The 19,844-nt window shown below is 46.6% G+C and carries 18 protein-coding genes; 12 read left to right on the top strand and 6 right to left on the bottom strand.

What is annotated here, in order from left to right; translation table 11 throughout:
- Nucleotides 1-299: 299 nt before the first annotated feature.
- Entirely contained in the window at nt 300-908 is a 609-nt protein-coding gene (locus ACTSEZ_RS14715) for a DNA-3-methyladenine glycosylase (RefSeq protein ID WP_369734943.1), read from the bottom strand.
- A 124-nt stretch (nt 909-1,032) separates the two neighbouring features.
- On the opposite strand from ACTSEZ_RS14715, the gene ACTSEZ_RS14710 reads away from it, so the two are divergent.
- Together ACTSEZ_RS14710 and pepT are read left to right on the top strand one after the other, a co-directional pair.
- The gene (locus ACTSEZ_RS14710) at nt 1,033-1,977 is read left to right on the top strand and encodes a Gfo/Idh/MocA family protein (RefSeq protein ID WP_369734941.1); all 945 of its coding nucleotides are present in this window, start codon (nt 1,033-1,035) and stop codon (nt 1,975-1,977) included.
- A gap of 6 nt (nt 1,978-1,983) precedes the next feature.
- A complete protein-coding gene (gene pepT / locus ACTSEZ_RS14705) occupies nt 1,984-3,213 on the top strand; it encodes a peptidase T (RefSeq protein ID WP_369734940.1) in 1,230 nt (409 codons plus the stop codon).
- 43 nt (nt 3,214-3,256) lie between these two features.
- On the opposite strand, the gene ACTSEZ_RS14700 is transcribed toward pepT, so the two are convergent.
- Nucleotides 3,257-4,078 carry a peptidoglycan-binding domain-containing protein gene (locus ACTSEZ_RS14700; protein ID WP_369734939.1) on the bottom strand — a complete coding sequence of 274 codons (822 nt, stop codon included), beginning with the start codon at nt 4,076-4,078 and terminating at the stop codon, nt 3,257-3,259.
- A gap of 285 nt (nt 4,079-4,363) precedes the next feature.
- On the opposite strand from ACTSEZ_RS14700, the gene ACTSEZ_RS14695 reads away from it, so the two are divergent.
- The 4 genes from ACTSEZ_RS14695 to ACTSEZ_RS14680 are packed head-to-tail and all read left to right on the top strand — an operon-like array spanning nt 4,364 to nt 8,144.
- Nucleotides 4,364-5,476: an ABC transporter ATP-binding protein gene (locus ACTSEZ_RS14695; RefSeq protein ID WP_369734938.1), complete on the top strand. Its 1,113-nt coding sequence runs from the start codon at nt 4,364-4,366 to the stop codon at nt 5,474-5,476.
- Nucleotides 5,466-6,269, top strand: a complete 804-nt coding sequence (locus ACTSEZ_RS14690) for an ABC transporter permease (RefSeq protein WP_029283071.1) — start codon at nt 5,466-5,468, stop codon at nt 6,267-6,269. Before ACTSEZ_RS14695 ends, ACTSEZ_RS14690 begins: the two co-directional genes overlap by 11 nt.
- Before the next feature lies 1 nt (nt 6,270).
- Nucleotides 6,271-7,074, top strand: coding sequence for an ABC transporter permease (locus tag ACTSEZ_RS14685; RefSeq protein ID WP_369734936.1), 804 nt, complete (start codon nt 6,271-6,273; stop codon nt 7,072-7,074).
- Nucleotides 7,071-8,144, top strand: a complete 1,074-nt coding sequence (locus ACTSEZ_RS14680) for an ABC transporter substrate-binding protein (RefSeq protein ID WP_369734935.1) — start codon at nt 7,071-7,073, stop codon at nt 8,142-8,144. The genes ACTSEZ_RS14685 and ACTSEZ_RS14680 overlap by 4 nt, the downstream gene beginning before the upstream one ends.
- 433 nt (nt 8,145-8,577) lie before the next feature.
- On the opposite strand, the gene htpG is transcribed toward ACTSEZ_RS14680, so the two are convergent.
- Nucleotides 8,578-10,458, bottom strand: a complete 1,881-nt coding sequence (gene htpG, locus ACTSEZ_RS14675) for a molecular chaperone HtpG (protein WP_369734934.1) — start codon at nt 10,456-10,458, stop codon at nt 8,578-8,580.
- 164 nt (nt 10,459-10,622) lie between these two features.
- On the opposite strand from htpG, the gene ACTSEZ_RS14670 reads away from it, so the two are divergent.
- From ACTSEZ_RS14670 to ACTSEZ_RS14645, 6 genes are all read left to right on the top strand, one after another.
- Nucleotides 10,623-11,072: a MarR family winged helix-turn-helix transcriptional regulator gene (locus ACTSEZ_RS14670; protein ID WP_369734933.1), complete on the top strand. Its 450-nt coding sequence runs from the start codon at nt 10,623-10,625 to the stop codon at nt 11,070-11,072.
- An 11-nt stretch (nt 11,073-11,083) separates the two neighbouring features.
- A complete protein-coding gene (locus ACTSEZ_RS14665) occupies nt 11,084-12,280 on the top strand; it encodes an MFS transporter (RefSeq protein ID WP_369734931.1) in 1,197 nt (398 codons plus the stop codon).
- A 100-nt stretch (nt 12,281-12,380) separates the two neighbouring features.
- Nucleotides 12,381-13,070, top strand: coding sequence for a response regulator transcription factor (locus tag ACTSEZ_RS14660; RefSeq protein ID WP_369734930.1), 690 nt, complete (start codon nt 12,381-12,383; stop codon nt 13,068-13,070).
- Entirely contained in the window at nt 13,067-14,071 is a 1,005-nt protein-coding gene (locus ACTSEZ_RS14655) for a sensor histidine kinase (protein ID WP_369734928.1), read from the top strand. Before ACTSEZ_RS14660 ends, ACTSEZ_RS14655 begins: the two co-directional genes overlap by 4 nt.
- A gap of 101 nt (nt 14,072-14,172) precedes the next feature.
- On the top strand, nt 14,173-14,934 hold the full coding sequence (locus tag ACTSEZ_RS14650; protein ID WP_369734927.1) for an ABC transporter ATP-binding protein: 762 nt from the start codon (nt 14,173-14,175) through the stop codon (nt 14,932-14,934).
- Entirely contained in the window at nt 14,924-16,867 is a 1,944-nt protein-coding gene (locus ACTSEZ_RS14645) for an ABC transporter permease (RefSeq protein ID WP_369734925.1), read from the top strand. The genes ACTSEZ_RS14650 and ACTSEZ_RS14645 overlap by 11 nt, the downstream gene beginning before the upstream one ends.
- A 30-nt stretch (nt 16,868-16,897) precedes the next feature.
- On the opposite strand, the gene ACTSEZ_RS14640 is transcribed toward ACTSEZ_RS14645, so the two are convergent.
- The 3 genes from ACTSEZ_RS14640 to ACTSEZ_RS14630 form a co-directional block, all read right to left on the bottom strand.
- Nucleotides 16,898-17,830, bottom strand: coding sequence for a hypothetical protein (locus ACTSEZ_RS14640; protein ID WP_369734924.1), 933 nt, complete (start codon nt 17,828-17,830; stop codon nt 16,898-16,900).
- Nucleotides 17,831-17,896: 66 nt separating this feature from the next.
- Nucleotides 17,897-18,775 (bottom strand): AraC family transcriptional regulator, encoded by an 879-nt coding sequence (locus tag ACTSEZ_RS14635; protein WP_369734923.1) that lies wholly within the window; start codon nt 18,773-18,775, stop codon nt 17,897-17,899.
- 130 nt (nt 18,776-18,905) lie between these two features.
- Nucleotides 18,906-19,802: a macrolide 2'-phosphotransferase gene (locus tag ACTSEZ_RS14630; RefSeq protein ID WP_369734922.1), complete on the bottom strand. Its 897-nt coding sequence runs from the start codon at nt 19,800-19,802 to the stop codon at nt 18,906-18,908.
- Nucleotides 19,803-19,844: the final 42 nt, after the last annotated feature.

The following is a 19,844-nucleotide window of genomic DNA, read 5'->3' as shown; positions in this document are numbered from 1 at the left end:
CCGCTCCAGGATTACCGCAGGGATGAGAAACTTTTCAAACTAAAGAAGACGTGTTCCCAATCTCTTCTCTTTTTAATGGCAGGCTGTTTTTATGCTGAATATAAATCTCAAATTGCACCTGTTCCCTTGCACTCCAGTCACTTGCTTTCCGCGGGGAGTGCCTGAAGCTTCCTCGCTGCGCTTGCGGGATCTTCAGTGCCCTCTTCATCCCGCAGGAGTCAAGTGCCTTCCGCTTCAGTCCACTGGATTGAAAGCTCTAAAAAGCTTTCCATTTAAAAAAGCCCCTGCAAAAGGGCCTTTCAGCTCTGATTATTCTTTTTCGTCCCTGATACAAAAGGATTTCCGCTCACCCAGAATCTCCATGGATACCCCACTGCCTCTCCGCTGTTGTCAATGCCGATGCGGGGACCCGCCGATATGCTGCCAGGGCTAATGCCGCTTGCTATGTATAATGGACTTTCCCACAGCGGGCGGCCGTAATCCGCTATTGTGATGCCAAGTGCTTTTGTCAGCTTGCCGGGTCCGTTTGTCATGTCGTGGTCTTTTTTAGCTGCAGGGCGTCTTTTTCTCATCAGCTCTTCTCCGGTGACCGGCTCAACTGCCCGGATCAGCACGGCTTCAGGAGCATCCATCTCCCCGCTTACTACGTTCACGAGGCAATGGGTATGCATAACGTAGGTGTAGGCATGTCCGGCATGTCCAAACATGACTTCCGTTCTTGCCGTCCGTCGTCCGCCAAAGCTGTGGGCTGCCCGGTCTCCCGGACCGATATAGGCTTCCGTTTCAACGATCATGCCGGCAGCTGTTCCTTCAGCGCTTTCTTTTACGAGAATTTTTCCCAGCAGCTCCTCTGCAAGCTGCAGTGTCGGCATCAGGAAAAACGATGATTCTACCGGTTCAAATTCCATATTTCTTCCCTCCATCCGTCTGTCTCTCTTACCTTACCCAAAAGATGAAGATTGCTTCAAGCTTTACTGGACCCTATTTTTCTTAATATAATTAATTATCAGTAATCAGCAAAGGGGACAGGATATGATACAGGCAGCCATTATCGGCTTGGGAGCCATCGGACAACGCGTATTGAGCAGCTTTATAAACCATCCGGAAATCAGGATTTCTGCAATTTGCGACCGGAATCCTGACGTTACACGTGAAACATTAGAAAAAACAGGAGATATTCTGTCATTTACTGACCATGTTCTTCTTTTGAAGGAAGCAGATATTGACCTTGTCTACATCGCCGTTCCGCCGAAATTCCATCACCGGATTGCAGCAGATGTGATGCTTGCCGGAAAACATGTACTATGTGAAAAGCCGCTGGCAAACTCGGTTGAGGAAGCAGAAAGTCTGGCAGCACTGGCTGAGGAAAAAGGCATCGTTCACGCCATGAATTTCCCTCTGCTGTACAGTGCAGGCAGCAGCACCTTCGCATCGCTTATAAAAGAAGGCTATATCGGAAAGCTCAGACGCATTGAGCTGAAGATGCATTTCCCTGCATGGCCGCGTCCGTGGCAGCAAAATGAATGGGTTGCGGGCAAAGAGCAGGGAGGGTTTGTGCTTGAAGTCGGGGTTCATTACATTCATCAAATTCAAAGGATCTTCGGACCTGTTACCGTTATGGACAAGTCCGTTCAATACCCCGAAGATCCAAACTCATGCGAAATCGGCATCCTTGCCCGGCTAGAACTTGAAGATGGCACACCGGTCATACTCGATGGACTGAGCGGGATTGCCGGAGACGAAGAAATCCGCTTCACTGCCTACGGAACAGAGGGAACACTTTCCCTGCTCAACTGGGCTGATCTCGAAGGCGGAAAGCTTGGGGAGAAGGTGCTGCCAATTGAAGCAGACGAAAGTCTTGCCGGCTCGCTTGTTTTGGAGCTCACAAAAGCGCTCAAAGGCGAAAAGGCAAATCTTGCAGACTTTCAAGAAGGGCTTCATGCCCAGAGGGTTTTGGAACAATTAAGAGGAGAGTGACCACTCATGAAACAAGAGATCATTGAACGTTTTACATCCTATGTAAAAATCGACACACAATCAAACGAAAGCAATGAATCCTGCCCGTCAACGGAAGGACAGCTTACACTCGGGAAAAAACTTGTGGAAGAACTGAAAGCAATTGGACTGGAAGATGCCGCGATGGACGAGTTCGGCTATGTGATGGCGACGCTTCCGGCCAATACAGACAAGCAGGTTCCGACAATCGGATTTCTGGCGCACACAGATACAGCCACTGATTTCACAGGAAAAAATGTGAACCCTCAGATTCACGAAAACTATGAGGGAGGGGACATTGCGCTAAACGATGAAGTTGCCCTGTCTCCGAAGGATTTTCCGAATCTTGCAAACTATCAGGGACACACTCTGATTACGACTGACGGCACGACTCTTCTCGGGGCAGACAACAAAGCAGGCATCGCCGAGATCATGACAGCTATGGATTACCTGGTGAAAAACCCGGATATCAAGCACGGCCGGATCAGAGTCGCTTTTACACCTGATGAAGAAATTGGCCGCGGCCCCCACAAGTTCGATGTTGCGGCTTTTGACGCCAAGTACGCTTATACAGTGGATGGCGGTCCTCTTGGAGAGCTTCAGTATGAAAGCTTCAGTGCAGCCGGTGCACAAATTACCATTAAAGGCACAAACATTCACCCTGGAACGGCCAAAGGTAAAATGGTCAACTCCATCAAAATCGGCATGGAGCTGCAAAGCTTGTTGCCAGCCGCGGAAGCGCCTGAGCTGACTGAGGGATACGAGGGGTTCTTCCACCTTCTATCTTTCAGCGGAGATGTGGAGCAGACAAAACTGAGCTATATTATACGGGATTTTGACAAGGAGGCCTTCCTGCAGAAAAAACAAACGATGGCAGACGCCGTTGCCAAACTGAAAGAGAAATACGGAAGCGACCGCATCCTGCTCGATATGAACGATCAGTATTACAACATGAGAGAAAAGATAGAGCCGGTCAAACACATTGTTGACATTGCATACAAAGCTATGGAGAACCTGGACATCCAGCCTGTCGTTGAGCCGATCCGCGGAGGAACGGATGGTTCCCAGCTTTCCTACATGGGACTTCCTACACCGAATATCTTTACCGGCGGAGAGAACTTCCACGGGAAATTTGAGTTTATCTCCGTTGAAAACATGATCAAGTCGGTTAACGTGATTGTGGAAATTTCAAGACTGTTTGAAGAAACAGCAGAGTAATAACAAAACGCTTTGGAGTCTTAGCTCCAAAGCGTTCTTCTTTTTAATTTTTGCCGTTTTCTTTTTCTTCACTTTCTTTTTCTCCGGCCTTTTCAGGTGCTTTTTCTTCAGCAGGCTCTTTCTCGTTGCCTTCTTTTTCAGCCGGCTGTTTTTCTTCCTGCTCCTGGCCTTCTTCCTCAGTTCCTTTTTCTTCTTCTAGCTCACCTTTTTCCTCTTCTTCCTCGCCAGCCTCACCTTGCTCTTCACCCTGGCCTTCTTCTTCTCCAGCTTCTTCACCTGTTCCGCCGTCCTGGCCTTCGCCTTCTCCGGCTCCTTCACCTGTTCCGCCGCCCTGGCCTCCGCCTTCTCCTGCTTCTGCTCCGCCGCCTTGGCCTCCGCCTTCTCCGGCTCCTTCACCTGCTCCTGCTCCGCCGCCCTGGCCTCCGCCTTCTCCGGCTCCTTCACCTGCTCCTGCTCCGCCGCCTTGGCCTCCGCCTTCTCCGGCTCCTTCACCTGCTCCTGCTCCGCCGCCTTGGCCTCCGCCATTGCCGGTACCTTTACCTGCTCCGCCGCCTGATAGGTTTTTCACTTTGGCATACGCATAAAGCAGAGACTGAAAGGTTCTGTCATCTACAGCTCCCGTTACCGGCAGACCGTATCTCTTTTGAAAATACTTTACTCCCTGAACTGTTACGCTGTCATATTTACCTGTGATTTTACCGGAATAGCTTCCCACTGATTTAAGCATCCCCTGAATGACAGATACATCTGATCCGCTTGCTCCTTTACCGACCGCAGAGCCGGAAAGAGGCATGCCGACTAATAGGATAAGAGCTAATACAACACTGCTGACTGCTTTTTTTACTGCTGATTTTTTTCTGAACATAAAACACCTTCCATTTCTGATTTTTTAACAACCCTTACTATCCCCAAAAGCGGGTGGATTTTGCACTGAATTTGAAATTTTTTCATGGAAGAAGCTTGACTTATTTTCTTGCGGTCGCTTCAAAATGAGTTCATAATGTCATATGTGGCTTACAATTCCCAATTTGGATATACTTGTGTCTTTTCATGTATAATTATTCACATGTATACCCGCTGTAAATGAACGTTTTTTCGTATTTTATATAGATGACTACTTGCTATGCGCGTGAGCAAACGAAGAGGGAGAATGATCATGACAAACACCATTATTCAGTTTAAGCAGGTCACGAAGCAATACGATAATGACACTGCTGTCCTTAACAATGTCAGCTTTGAGATTGAGCGCGGAAAGTTTTACACCCTGCTCGGTCCATCGGGCTGCGGGAAGACAACAATCCTCAGACTCATTGCCGGATTCACCGAAGCGTCTGAAGGTGAAATCCTTTTCAACGGCAAAAAAATCAACGATGTGCCTGCCAATAAACGTCAGGTGAATACCGTTTTTCAGGATTACGCTCTTTTTCCGCACTTGAATGTTTTTGAAAATGTGGCATTTGGCCTTCGCATTAAAAAAATGAACAGCGCCGACATCAAGTCGAAAGTGAAGGAAGCCTTGAGCTTCGTTAACCTTGACGGCTATGAAAACCGCGAGATCAAGGAGATGTCAGGCGGACAGCGCCAGCGTGTTGCAATCGCGCGTGCGATCGTCAACGAGCCGGAAGTCATTCTTCTGGATGAACCTCTTTCTGCCCTTGATTTAAAGCTGCGGACGGAAATGCAGTATGAGCTCCGTGAGCTGCAGCAGCGCCTCGGCATCACTTTTATCTTTGTCACGCATGACCAGGAAGAAGCACTTGCCATGTCCGATGAAATCTTCGTTCTGGATAAAGGGAAAATCCAGCAGAGCGGAACGCCTACAGACATTTATGATGAGCCGATCAACCGGTTCGTAGCCGATTTCATCGGTGAGTCTAATATTGTCAGCGGCACGATGGTTGAAGACTATCTAGTGGAATTTACCGGCAAACAATTTGAGTGTGTCGACCAGGGGCTGAATCCGAACGAACCGATTGAAATTGTCATCCGTCCTGAGGATCTTGAAATCACGTCGAAAGAGCGGGGGAAACTGCAGGTACGCGTAGATTCCCAGCTCTTCCGCGGTGTTCACTATGAGATCAGCAGCTACGACGCGGACGGGAATGAGTGGCTCGTTCACTCGACGAAAAAAGCGGTTGTCGGGGATGAGATTGGTCTTTATTTTGATCCCGAAGCCATTCATGTTATGAGATTTAATGAAACGGAAGAAGAATTTGATAAGCGCCTTGAGGCTTACGAAGACGGAGAAGAGCATGGAAAATAAGCTGACCCGCAATTTGTACATGGTTCCTTATGCACTCTGGATCGCGCTTTTTGTTATCGCACCGATTGTTCTTGTTCTTTACTACTCATTTATCGATATTGAAGGCAACTTATCGCTCGCCAATTACCAGAATTTCTTTACACCTGTGTATTTGAAAATGACGCTCAGCTCCTTCTGGTATGCGTTTTTAATAACGGCTCTATCTCTGCTGATTTCGTATCCGACGGCTTATTTGCTCACTTATACGAAGCATAAGCATTTATGGCTGCTGCTGATCATTGTTCCTTCATGGATCAACCTTCTTTTGAAGGCATATGCGTTCCTTGGAATATTCGGAACGTACGGTGTGGCCAACAGTTTCCTTGATGCGGTCGGAATCGGTTCTCAGCAGCTGCTGTTTACAGATTTCAGCTTTATCTTTGTTTCCGTTTATATTTTCATCCCGTTTATGATTCTGCCGATTTTTAACTCGCTGAATGAGCTGAACCCGACTTTGCTTGATGCGGCGAGAGACCTTGGTGCATCAAGCTGGACAGCTTTCCGGAGAGTCATTTTTCCGCTTACGATTGACGGCGTGAAGGCAGGCTGCCAGCTTGTATTTATCCCGGCCCTGTCCCTGTTCATGCTGACAAGGCTGATTGCCGGAAACCGGGTCATTACGCTTGGAACGGCGATTGAACAGCATTTCCTAGTTACGCAGGACTGGGGAATGGGTTCGACCATTGCGGTATTCCTGATTATCTTTATGTTCCTGATTATTTTCCTTACCGGAAACCGAAAGCGGGGTATGTAAGTTGGATAAAAAAATATCCCCTCTGTCACGCATCTTTTTAGTGCTGATTTTCATGATTTTGTACACGCCGATCTTCTTTCTTGTCTTTTACTCGTTCAACAGCGGCGGCACGATGTACAACTTTGAAAGCTTCACGCTTGACTGGTACAAAGAGCTTTTTACAGATACAAGGCTATTGATTATCGTGCTGAACACCCTTGTCATTGCGCTTTTGTCCGCTTTAATTTCAACGATTATCGGGGTTATGGGTGCTCTTGCCATCCACTCGTTTAAAAGCAGACAGACCAAAAATACGCTGCTTTCGCTTAATAACGTGCTGATTGTAAGTCCGGACGTAATCATCGGGGCATCATTCCTGATCTTGTTCACGATGGCAGGAATCAAGCTCGGATTTTACTCAGTGCTTCTTTCTCATATTGCCTTCAGCGTTCCGATTGTGGTGCTGATGGTGCTGCCGAAACTGATGGAGATGAGCCCGACGCTGCTCGATGCAGCGCGCGATCTTGGAGCAAGCAGATGGAATGTGATGACAAAGGTTGTCCTGCCGTTCATCACACCCGGTATTTTTGCAGGGTTCTTCATGGCCCTGACGTTTTCGCTTGATGACTTTGCGGTAACCTTTTTCGTGACAGGGAACGGATTCACGACGCTTTCTGTTGAAATTTACTCCCTTGCACGGCGCGGCATCGCCTTGAACATCAATGCGCTGTCCACTCTGCTGTTCCTGTTTACCGTACTGCTTGTGATTGTCTACTACTTCATCACCCAGCGGAACAGACAAAACGGATGGGGGGTTAAAAAATGAAGAAGCTGGTTCGCGTCTTTATTGCCATTGCTCTCGTTTCCGGTATTCTTTTATATGCCATTTCCGAGCTTAACTCGTCTCAGGGTTATTCAGGCGGCAACACCCTGACCATTTTCAACTGGGGGGACTATATCAATTCTGATTTAGTCGACCGTTTTGAAAAAGAAACCGGCATTAAGGTCATTTATGAAACCTTTGATTCCAACGAAGCGATGATGACGAAGATTGAACAAGGCGGGACAACGTATGACATTGCCGTTCCGTCTGAATATATGATTGATAAAATGCGGCAGGAAGACTTGCTGATCCCGCTTGATCACTCAAAGCTTCCGAACTTGAAAAATATTGACCAGCGCTTTATGGACCTGCCCTTTGACCCTGAAAACAAGTATTCCATTCCTTATTTCTGGGGAACAGTCGGCATCGTCTACAACCCGTCCATGATCGGCGGGAAGAAAATCGAGAGCTGGAATGATCTTTGGGATCCGGATCTGAAAAACCAGATCCTCCTGATTGACGGTGCGCGGGAAGTCATGGGGATGGGGCTGAACAGCCTTGGCTATTCCCTGAATGATACGAACCCTGAGCATCTGGAGGAAGCAAAGCGGAAGCTCGATACCCTTACGCCTAATGTAAAAGCGGTTGTCGGTGACGAAAGCCGGATGCTGCTTGAAAATCAGGAGGCGGCGATCGGTCTCGTGTGGTCAGGTGTTGCTTCTGAAATCATGTACGAAAACGAAGCCCTCGAGTACGTTGTACCTGAAGAAGGATCCAATCTCTGGTTCGACAACATGGTCATCCCAAAAACAGCAAAGAACGTGGAGGCAGCGCATCAATTCATCAACTTCATGCTTGATGCCGAGGTGGCTGCAGAAAACACAGAGTACGTAAGCTACTCCACTCCAAACAAAGAGGCACTGAAATACATGCCTGAGGACATGGTCAGCGACGAGCGCTTCTATCCTCCGCCCCAGCTGACGGAAAAGCTTGAAGTGTACGAAAACCTCGGAAAAAAGAACCTCGCTTACTATAACGAGCTATTTTTGAAATTTAAAATGCATCCGAAGTAATTGGGAGAAGCGCCATTCTGGAGAATGGCGTTTTTTCTTGTGGATTAGGGGATGAATACCTCTTTTACTAGCAAAATCTTGGCCATTTATTAGTTGTTTGCGGTCTTGGACTGCGTAAGGCAGCTAAATCATGAACCGGCGCAAATCCGCTCATCCGGTCAGGACGCGTTACTACCGACAATCCGGACAACACAACCAGCTTCGTTCGTTTTACAACCAACAATCATTGCGTTACAACCAACTTTCCTCGTTTTACTGCCAACCCCTTTTTCCACGCACCAAATACCTTTTTTTCTAGCAAGATCTTGGCCATTTGTCAGTTGGTTTGCGGTCCTGGACTGCGAAAATCAGCTAAATCATGGACCGGCGAGGATCCCCATCACCCAAATAAAAAACCGGCAGGAACCACTTGGTCCCTGCCGGCCTACTATTTTCACACCATAATCTTGCAGATATCGTTTGTAAACTCTACCGGATCTTCGATTGTCAGTCCTTCGATGAGGAGGGCCTGGTTGAAGAGGAGGTTTGTGTACAGCGCCAGTTTTTCTTTGTCGTTTGCGTATGCGTCTTTCAATGAGGCAAAGACGTCATGGCTGCTGTTGATTTCAAGGATTTTTTCGGCCTTGATGTTCTGGCTGTTCGGCATGGCTTTCAGGATTTTTTCCATTTCGGTTGTGACTTCGCCTTCTGTCGCGATGCAGACAGGGTGGCTTTTCAGACGCTTTGAGATGCGAACGTCTTTTACTTTGCCGCCGAGGATGGTTTTCATCTCTTCAAAGAGCTCTTTATTGTCCTGTTCTTCTGTCTCTGTGCTCGTGTCGCTGTCATCTGATTCAATGCCGAGGTCACCGCTTGAGATGGACTTGAATTCTTTTTCTTTATAAGACATGAGCATGCGGATCGCAAATTCATCGACTTCGTCTGTGAAATACAGGATATCATAGCCTTTATCTGCCACAACTTCCGTCTGCGGAAGCTTTTCAAGGCGTTCGTGGCTTTCGCCCGCTGCGTAGTAAATGTACGGCTGTCCTTCTGGCATCGCAGCTGCGTATTCATCAAGCGTAATCAGCTTTTTCTCTTTTGAAGAGTAGAACATGAGAAGGTTTTGAAGGTCTTCTTTGTTCGCTCCGAAATCACTGTACACACCGTATTTCAGCTGTCTTCCGAAAGACTTGTAGAACGTTTCATATTTTTCCCGCTCATCTTTCAGAAGGGTTTGAAGCTGGCTCTTAATCTTGTTTTTAATGTTTTTTGCAATGAGCTTCAGCTGGCGGTCCTGCTGCAGGATCTCGCGTGAAATGTTCAGTGACAGGTCCTCTGAATCAACCATTCCTTTGACAAAAGAGAAATAGTCAGGAAGAAGATCTGCGCATTTTTCCATGATCAGCACCCCGTTGGAGTACAGCTCAAGCCCCTTCTCAAACTCTTTGGAGTAGTAGTCATACGGAATTTGCTCCGGAATGTAGAGAATGGCATTGTAGCGCACAGCACCGTCTACGCTGATGTGGATATGCTTAAGCGGTTTATCAAAGCCGTAATGCTTTTCGTGATAGAAATTCTCGTAATCTTCATCCGTCAGCTCGTTTTTGTTTTTTCTCCAGATCGGCACCATGCTGTTGATCGTCTGTTCTTCGACCGTCTCTTCAAACTCGTCTTCGCTGCCGTCTTTTTTCTTGCTGACCGTTGAATCCATCTTAATCGGGTAGCGAATGAAGTCCGAGTACTTCTTAATGATAGCCTTCAGGCGGTACTCTTCCAAAAATTCATCATAAGAGTCCTCTTCTGTGTTCTGCTTGATGCTGAGGACGATTTCCGTGCCGACTTCCTCTTTTTCGCACGGCTCGATTGTATAGCCGTCCGCACCGTCAGAATGCCATCTGTATGCTTCGCTTGCGCCGATTGTTTTCGTTGTAACCGTGATGGCATCAGCGACCATAAACGCTGAGTAGAATCCTACCCCGAACTGGCCGATGATGTCATGCCCGTCCTTCAGCTCATTTTCGCTCTTGAATGCAAGAGAACCGCTTTGTGCGATGGTCCCGAGGTTGTTTTCAAGCTCCTCTTTCGTCATTCCGATTCCTGTATCCGCAATCGTGAGTGTGCGCTTTTCCTTATCTGCGCTCACTTTTATGTAATAGCTGCTCTGATCAAATGACAGGGTGTCATCTGTTAAAGCCTTGTAGTAGATTTTATCAATCGCATCACTCGCGTTTGAGATCAGCTCGCGCAAAAAGATTTCTTTCTGGGAGTAAATCGAGTTAATCATCATGTCTAATAATCTCTTAGATTCTGCTTTAAACTGCATTTTTGCCATGTTAAAAATCTCCTTTCAGCTTTTTTAGCACTCATCACCTTAGAGTGCTAACCCACTAAATAAATAACATATATTCCCGTTTCATGTCAATCATCAAATCAGGCAATCCGGTTTACACGGCTGATTTAGTTTGTTATATTAGTTACTTAAGGTAACTGTTACTCATGGTAACTATTTTAAGCGGGGTGTTTTCCATAAAAACGTATCAGAAATTTTTTCAGCAGCTTCTCCTTTTATACAGACCGTTTGAAAACAGGCTGAATTTGGAGCTGGCAAAGCATGATTTATACAGGGCCCAGTGGTCTGTTCTTCATTATTTGTCCAATTACGGGACGGCAACGCTTGTCGAGCTTGCCGATTATCAGGGTGTTGAAAAGCCTACAGTGACGCGCACCATCAGCAAGCTTGAAGAGCTGAACTATGTTGAACAGGTTGCCGGAAAAGATAAACGCGAGAAACGGATGCAGCTGACTGAAGCAGGACAAAAGCTGTATGAAAAGGTCCGGATCACCATTGATGAATATGAGCTGGACATTCTGAAAGGCATCTCAGAAGAAGAGCAGCTCGCGTGCATCCGGGTGATGGAAGACATCCGGAAAAATATTAGAGAGTAAGGTGAAGACCGTTGAATAAATCAAAACTGTGGACGAAGGACTTTATCGTTGTTTCGTCCATTAACTTTTTCTTAACCCTGATTTTTTACTTATTAATGGTGACCATCGCGGTGTTTGCGGTGGATGAATACCATGCATCAACAAGTGAAGCCGGTCTTGTGACAGGCATTTTTATCATCGGAGCGCTGATTGGCCGGCTGTTCATCGGCAGGCTGATCACAAGTTTCAGCCGGAAAAAAATTCTGTATACCGGGCTGATTCTCTTTACGATTACAACTTCTTTTTACTTTTTTGAACTTGGACTGGGCTTCCTTTTGGCTAACCGCCTTCTGCACGGGATTACCCTCGGCATGGCAAGTACAGCGACGGGAACGATTGTGGCACAGATCATTCCTGCCTCAAGAAAAGGGGAAGGAATCGGGTATTACAGCATGAGTGCGACGCTTGCTACAGCGATCGGGCCGTTCATCGGGCTTTATCTGAGCCAGCATGCGAGCTTCCAGACGATTTTCATGTTCTGTGTCGCGCTTGGCATCCTCAGCCTGCTTATCGCTTTTTTCGTCACGATTCCCCCTCTTGCAGGCCAGCCAAAGCATGCTGCCGTTAAAGGGTTTAGCCTTTCAAGCTTTGTTGAGCCCCGGGCATTGCCGATTGCTTTTATCACACTGGCTGTGGCGTTCTGCTATTCGAGCGTTCTGTCCTTTATTAACTTTTATGCGATGGACATTGACCTTGTCAGCACAGCGAGCTTCTTTTTCATCGTTTATGCTGCAGCTGTGCTTGTGTCGCGTCCGTTCACAGGCAAGCTGCTCGATCAAAAAGGGGCCAATTATGTCATGTATCCGGCGTTTGTGCTGTTTGCAGCAGGACTGTTCCTTCTAAGCACGGCGAGCACGAGCACGGTGTTTCTTCTCTCCGGCGTTTTGATCGGACTCGGATTTGGCAATATGCAGTCTGCCACGCAGGCGATTGCGGTTAAACTGACGCCTCCGCACCGGATGGGGCTTGCCACGTCCACATTCTTCATCTTTTTAGATGCGGGACTCGGGTTTGGGCCTTACCTGCTCGGGTTCGTCATTCCGGTTACAGGCTACAGCACGCTTTACGTCATCCTCGGATTTGCCGTCATGCTAAGCATTGCGCTTTACTACATGCTTCATGGAAAAAAAGAGCACGCGGCACCTGCTGAGGTTCAGGCAACTCTTTAACAGGCACCCTTTATAGGGTGTCTTTTTTTTGCATGATGGAAAATGTCCAAAATTTGCTATAAACTTGAAGTATCTGAAATCTATCTGAGTGGTGAGGCAGTTGTTTAAACTTTTATTAATTGAAGATGATCAGTCCCTTTTTACAGAAATAAAGGAACGGCTGAATCAATGGTCGTACGACGTTTACGGCATAACGGACTTCAGCAGGGTGATGCAGGAATTCTCGGATGTGAAGCCGGATCTTGTGATCATTGACATTCAGCTGCCGAAGTTCGACGGGTTTCACTGGTGCCGGATGATCCGTTCTCATTCCAATGTCCCGATCATCTTTTTATCCTCACGGGATCACCCGACAGATATGGTGATGTCCATGCAGCTTGGAGCCGATGATTTTGTCCAGAAGCCCTTTCACTTTGATGTGCTGATCGCGAAAATCCAGGCCATCCTGCGGAGGGTTTATAACTACAGCACTGAACAGGTTCACCTCAAGACGTGGTGCGGTGCTGCGGTTGATTATGAACGGAATTCCGTAACTAATGATCAAGGGACCGTCGAGCTTACGAAGAATGAAATGTTCATTCTGAAGCTTTTAATTGAACAGAAGAATAAGATTGTAAGCAGAGACAAGCTGATCAACAGTCTCTGGGATGATAAGCGGTTTATAAGCGACAACACGCTGACGGTGAATGTGAACAGGCTGCGGAAGCGCCTTGAGGAGATTGGACTCGGAAGGTTTATTGAGACAAAAGTGGGACAGGGCTATGTGGCCCTGGAAGAGGAAACTCTATGATCCGTGTTTTTTTGAAAGAGCGCATAAGCTGGATTCTCTTTTTTGCCGCGGTTCATCTTCTGTTTCTGTTTATTTCGTTCATTGACAATGCGGTTCCGTTTAAGAGTGTATTGTATATCGTCTTTTTATCCCTTCTGTCCTTTCTTGTGTTCCTGGCTGTCCGCTATCAGAAAGAAACGGCCTTTTTTAAAGCGCTCCAGGACAGGGAAAAAAATCTTGATGTGACAAGCATTCCGGTACCCGGCAGCGCTTTTGAAGAGCTGGTTGAGGAGACGTTGGTTGATCACACCGAGCTTCTGAAAAAAGACGCGCAGCGTCACTATATCTCTCTTGAGCAGGAAAAAGATGACCTTCTGTCCTGGATTCATGAGGTGAAAACCCCGCTGACGGCGATGCACCTGATGATTGAACGGATGGAGGACGGACAAACGAAAACCAATTTAACCTATGAATGGCTCCGCATTCACCTGCTGCTCGACCAGCAGCTCCATCAAAAACGGATCCCGTTCATTGAGAACGATCTTTATATAGAGATGATTGATCTTGAAGATGTTCTCTTCACCGAGCTGAAAACCCTTCAGGCCTGGTGTATCCAAAAGGGCATTGGCTTTGACATAGAACTCCTGCAGCGGGAAGTACTCACAGATGCAAAGTGGTTTGCGTTTATCCTAAGGCAGATCCTGACGAATGCGGTGAAATACAGCGGGGCATCTGACATTGAAATTAGGAGCTATCTTGAACATGGAAACGCCAAGCTTGAAATCAGGGATTTTGGCCGTGGCATTGAAGCGAGGGACCTGCCCCGGATATTCGATAAAGGATTCACCTCCACCGCCAATCATCAGGATCAGGCGGCGACCGGAATGGGCCTTTATTTGGCCAAAAAAGCAGCGGCTTCGCTTCTGATTGAGATTCAGGCGGCATCCGTTCCGGGTCAGGAGACGGTCTTTACTCTTTCCTTCCCGAAAAAGAACGATTTCGCAGCTGTCATGGGCATGTGACAACAATGTCACATGCTTTCTTTATTTGTTCGCACAATAAAAGGAAAAGATGCTTTCCCCTTTTTATACTAAAGGTAACGATTAAAGAGGAGGAACACACAATGGCCATTTTAGAAGCAGCCAAACTGCAGAAAAGCTATGGTAACAAATTTAATAAACAGGACGTGCTGAAAGGCATTGACCTTTCAATTTTAGAGGGTGAATTCGTGAGCATCATGGGAGCATCCGGCTCCGGCAAAACCACGCTTTTAAACGTCCTTTCGTCCATTGATAAAGTAAGCGGGGGCACAATCCGCATTGAGGACAAAGAGATGACAGGCATGAAAGAAAAGCAGCTGGCTGAATTCAGGAAGCACCATCTCGGGTTTATTTTTCAGGAATACAACCTGCTCGACACGCTGACTGTGAAGGAAAACATTCTGCTGCCGCTTTCTATTTCAAACGTACCCAAGAAGGAAGCAGATCAGCGATTTGAAACTCTTGCAAATGAACTTGGCATTGCAGAATTGAAGGACAAATACCCGAACGAGATTTCAGGCGGTCAAAAGCAGCGCACATCTGCAGCCCGCGCATTTATCCACGAACCGAGCATCATTTTTGCGGATGAACCGACCGGAGCACTTGATTCCAAATCAGCTGCCGATCTGCTGAACAAGCTGACAGACCTGAACGCCAAGCGCAAAGCGACCATCGTCATGGTCACGCACGATCCCGCTGCGGCAAGCTACTGCAGCCGCGTCATCTTTATTAAGGACGGACAGATCTACACGCAGCTGAACAGGGGCGGTCAATCAAGACAGGATTTCTTTAAGGACATTATGAAAACGCAGGGCGTTCTGGGCGGTGTGCAGGATGAGCGTTAATCAGCTGATTATAAAGAATTTCAAAAAGAACCTGAAGAACTACTATCTGTATATTTTTGCGCTGGTCGTCAGCGTGGCCCTGTATTTTTCGTTTGTCACCCTTCAGTATGACCCGTCCATGGATGCCGTAGAAGGCTCAATTAAGGGGGGCGCAGCCATAAAAACAGCTTCTGTGCTCCTCGTTGCCATAGTCACGATCTTTCTGCTCTATGCTAACAACATTTTCATTAAGCGCCGCAGCAAAGAAATCGGGCTGTTTCAGCTGATTGGGATGACAAAACATAAAATCTTCCGGCTGCTGACCGCTGAAAACTTCATGCTGTATTTCGGATCTCTTGCCCTTGGTATTTTTGCCGGATTTGCCATCTCCAAGCTTGTGATGATGATTCTCTTCAAAATTACAGGTACAGATGATGTGGCAAAGCTCCACTTTTCAACTGAGGCCCTAGTTCAGACATTGATCGTATTTACGGTCATTTACACGCTGATTATGCTGATGAACTATCTTTTCATCAAGAGGCAGAGCATTCTCTCACTCTTTAGAGTGCTGTCATCGGCAGAAGAGAAAGTGAAGAAAATGACCGCAGTTGAAATCATTATTGGCCTTTTAGGCATGGCCTTGATTGCTGCAGGGTACTATGTTTCCTCGAGACTTTTCGGAGGAGACTTTAAATCGACAACCGCCCTGTTTCTGGCGATGATTTTTATCTTAGGGTCCGTTATTTTAGGAACCTACTTCTTTTACAAAGGATCTGTCAGCTTTATTTTCCATCTGATCCGCAAGAAAAAAGGCGGGTATTTGAAGGTGGATGAAGTCCTGTCCCTTTCATCCATTATGTTCCGGATGAAATCAAATGCCATGCTGCTTACCATCATCACAACCGTATCCGCTCTTGCCATTGGATTGCTTTCTTTAAGCTACATTTCCTATTACTCAGCTGAGGCGACGGCCAAAAGCCAGGTGCCTTCTGACTTTTCTTTTACGGACAGCAAAGATGCTGAACAATTTGCTCAGGCATTGAAGGAAGGCGGAATCTCCTACAAAGAGAAGAGCACGGAAGTTGTCCTGGCGGATTTTAATGTAAAAGACATTATGCTCACTAAGCTTGAAGGAATGAATTTTGATCCAAATACAATGACTCTTGCTGTAATCAGTGAAAAATCCGCCAGCAAAGAGCTTTCTAAGGACGAAACGCTTTTCACCGGATACAGTGACCTGCTGCAGAAATTCATGCCGCTTGAAAGTGAAGGAGACATTACCCTTCTTGGAAAAACGGCAAAAATCCCTCAGACGTATTTAGGGATGGAAAAAGAAACATATATTTCCTGGTACTATACATCCGGCGGCATGCCCACGGCCATTGTAGATGACGCTGTGTTCAAGCAGCTTCAAAAAGACCTGGATCCTGAGCTGCAGCGGTCGACTTCGACGCATATCGCGTTTGACATAAAAGACCCTCAGAATAAAACGAAAGCAAATGATCTGTTCCTTTCGATGAAAATGAATGAAAATGCGCCGAACGACTCTCAGCTTGAAACACTCAACACCCAAAAACGCACCATGGGTCTTGCCATGTTCATCGTCGGGTTCCTTGGTCTATCATTCCTTGTCACGTCAGGATGCATCCTCTACTTTAAACAAATGGGCGAAAGCGAAGAAGAACAGCCAAGCTACACGATTTTGCGCAAGCTCGGCTTTACACAGGGAGACCTGCTGAAAGGCCTCCGTGCAAAACAGCTTTTCAGCTTCGGCATTCCGCTTGTAATCGGCCTGCTTCACAGCTATTTCGCTGTCCAGTCCGGCTGGTTCCTGTTCGGAGCCGAAGTGTGGACGCCGATGATCATCGTGATGGTCCTGTATACGGTGCTCTACTCAATCTTTGGTGTGCTGTCTGTTCTTTACTCCAAAAAAGTAATTAAAGAAGCCTTATAAGAAGAACCTCCGGGTGGCCGGAGGTTCTTTTCATTCGTTCTCAATTCCAAAGCAGCGTCTTAAGTCAGCAGCATTCTTCAAAACACTTGCCTGACATGATTCTGTATGACTTCCCGGTTCAATGTTGATATACACCAATGCATCACTCATGCCTTTTTCTCTCAAAAGTGCGATTCCTTTTAAAAGATTCTCCTCATTGTAGTTTTCTGTTAAACTCAGTCCGATTGATTGCTCGTAGTACCTCTCTTCGTCTTCTTCAAAACTCCTGCTGAGAAACGAGAGACCCGAGAGTCCAAATGGTTCCAGCTCCCTTTTAACAGACGTTTCAAAGGTGTGATGGAGTCTGAAGGTCTGCAGATATGTTTCAAGAACATTCTTCAGCTCCTCTGTCTCACTGTCGCTGTAGGCAAGTGTCTCAATGGTTTCACCCGGTTCTTCTGTCTCCATGTTCAAAGACAGACTGTAAGGTACATCCTTTATCATCATCTCGGACATTCCGGTAAGCGCATCCATGATCTGTCCGGCATTTGCGTTTTCTGCCCTTATTTTCCCGCTTGCTTCAATTGTTGACTCAAACCCTTGGCCAAGCTTGATTTCACTGATTCCATTCTCCTCGAGTATGCCGGCAAGCTTCTGATACTCTTCATTTTCTTTCAGGAGAGATTTATGCTTTTCGGAAACGTAATAAACATGAAATTGAGTCAGTTCCCCAGTAACGGACGCACTGAAAGTCAGATCATCCTCCGTTTTCAGCGTAAGATCGTAGGTATCTCCGAAAAGTGATGCGAGAACTATAACAATTGTTGAACCATAACCCTGCTGCTCTTCTATTTTGACTGTTTCTGCTTCAACGCCGTACAGCTTTTCGACCTGCTGCTCCGTATAAGCTGCCGCTTCTTCTTCTTCTGACCCGCAGCCGGCCAAAAAAAGGACAGCGAACACAGGAAGGATGAGCTTTTTCACAAGGTGAGCCCCTCTCATATTGGGATGTTTATCCAAAAGTATAGCTTGTATTTGAGGGGGCGTCTATCATCCGTTCTTTTTTATAACAGGTATCCAGATCTCACTCTTAAAATCCGGTGATGTCGTATCCTTCTGCTCGTTCCAGAGAATTTCCGGACCCTCTGCCAGCTCATAGGACGAGGATGGAAACCACTCCGAATAGACGCGGCCCCATATCTCCTGAAGCGTTTCCGGAAAGGGGCCGCACGCTTCAAAAACAGCCCATGTCAAAGCCGGAACCTTCAAGTAATCAAGGTGACCAGGAATCTCTTTTGTCGTGGCTGCGCCAATATAATGATCGAGCTCGCCTTTTTCCTCCATCCTTCCTTCTGAAAAGTTTGAAGATGCGCTTATAATACCGAATGGCTCAACATTAGAAAGGTCTTTTAATTCTTGAATCACATCCATGGTCAGGCTTTGCCACATCGCGGCAATCTCAGGGTTCACCCCGTTGAATATAATGGGTACTCTTTTTTTGATGCCTGCAATGTGAAAAGCTTCTTTTTCTTCTACACGGTACTTCATTTCACTGCCTCCCTTAATGATTAACTGGAAGGTCATCCTCGGAAAAGCTTTAAGCGTACGTCTGCCTGTTCTCGCTTCAGACGGTGTCAGCCCATGCAGCTGCTGAAACGCCCGCGTGAATGAGTCCGGTGAAAGATATCCATACTTGATCGCTACATCAATCACTTTCATGCCTTTGTCCCTCAGCTCAAATGCCGCAAGGGTCAGCCTTCTTCTCCGGACATATTCAGTAAGAGAAATACCGGAAAGAGATGAAAACATCCGTTTAAAATGGTACTCCGAACAGAGCGCAATCCGGGCTGCTTCCTTATAATCAAGCTCTTCTGCCAAATTTTCCTCAATGTAAGCCAGTGCCTCATTCATGTGTTGGAGCATTCCCATCAGATGACCTCCTTTGATAATAGATTAGCAGGCATGCCGTCCATGGCCCCGATTTTTTCGCGTTCAGTTTTGCAGGGTTTTTATTAGTGTTACAAAAAAACTCCCTCCCCATAAGGGAGAGAGCAAGGACTTACTGATTTCCGCCCAATACCTGCTTTGCCATTTGCTTGTATTCTTCCAGTCCTGATTTCTGCGCAAACTCAGCAATACCAATTGGATATGCTGCAGTTAATTCAATAATGTGTTTTTCCATGTTGGGCCAAACATAGCCACCCGCTTTTTCATAGTGGAAAATGAGATCGTTTAGAGCCTGTTCTCCAAAAGTGCGAAAGTGGGGTACAAAATCATTTGCGGGATCTGTCACAGAAGCCTCTGTCCAGTCGATAATACCGGTCACTTTAGCAGATGCATTGATTAAAATGTGACCCGCATGAAGATCACCATGAACAAGGCACGTTTCAGCAGGCCACAGCGTGTCGTCGTTCACCCATTCCTGCCACCTTTTCCACAGCTTTTCATTCACATCAAACGAGGCTCTTACGTTTTCCATTCGTCTCATCATATTCTTTCTTGCCTCTTCAGCGGTTTCTACTGGTAAATTTGCCGTTTCAACTGCTTTTCCGCCAATCCGGTGAAGCGATACCATTGCCTCTGCAAGAGTTTTTGTAAATTCAGACGGCACATTCTTTTCATCAATTTCCCACACATAAGCCATTGCCTCGTGATCAATGGTCCCCGCAGGAACACCAGACAACTGTCTGTAAGCAATTAATTCATCCGTAAATACGCGCCACTGCGGAGCTTCAACAGCAATCCGAGGCACAATTAGATCCAACGTGCGTTTTTCCTTATCCGCAGATGCCAGAACATCTTCTCTTCTCGGAAAGCGCAAAACCCATCTTTCCCCATCTGCGTCCTCTGCAAAAACGACAAGAAAATCAAGTCCTGACTGATTAAATATCAATGAATCCTCTTTAACATGAATAGCATGTTTATGTGCAATCTCTATCACTTTATTTTTGTTCATACCGGCTTCTCCTTTTGATTTGTATTTGATATAAATACAGAC

Origin of the sequence: Metabacillus mesotrionivorans, from assembly GCF_052171315.1 — a bacterium.
GTDB lineage: Bacteria > Bacillota > Bacilli > Bacillales > Bacillaceae > Bacillus_P.
This window is presented reverse-complemented; position numbering and strand designations above follow the sequence as displayed.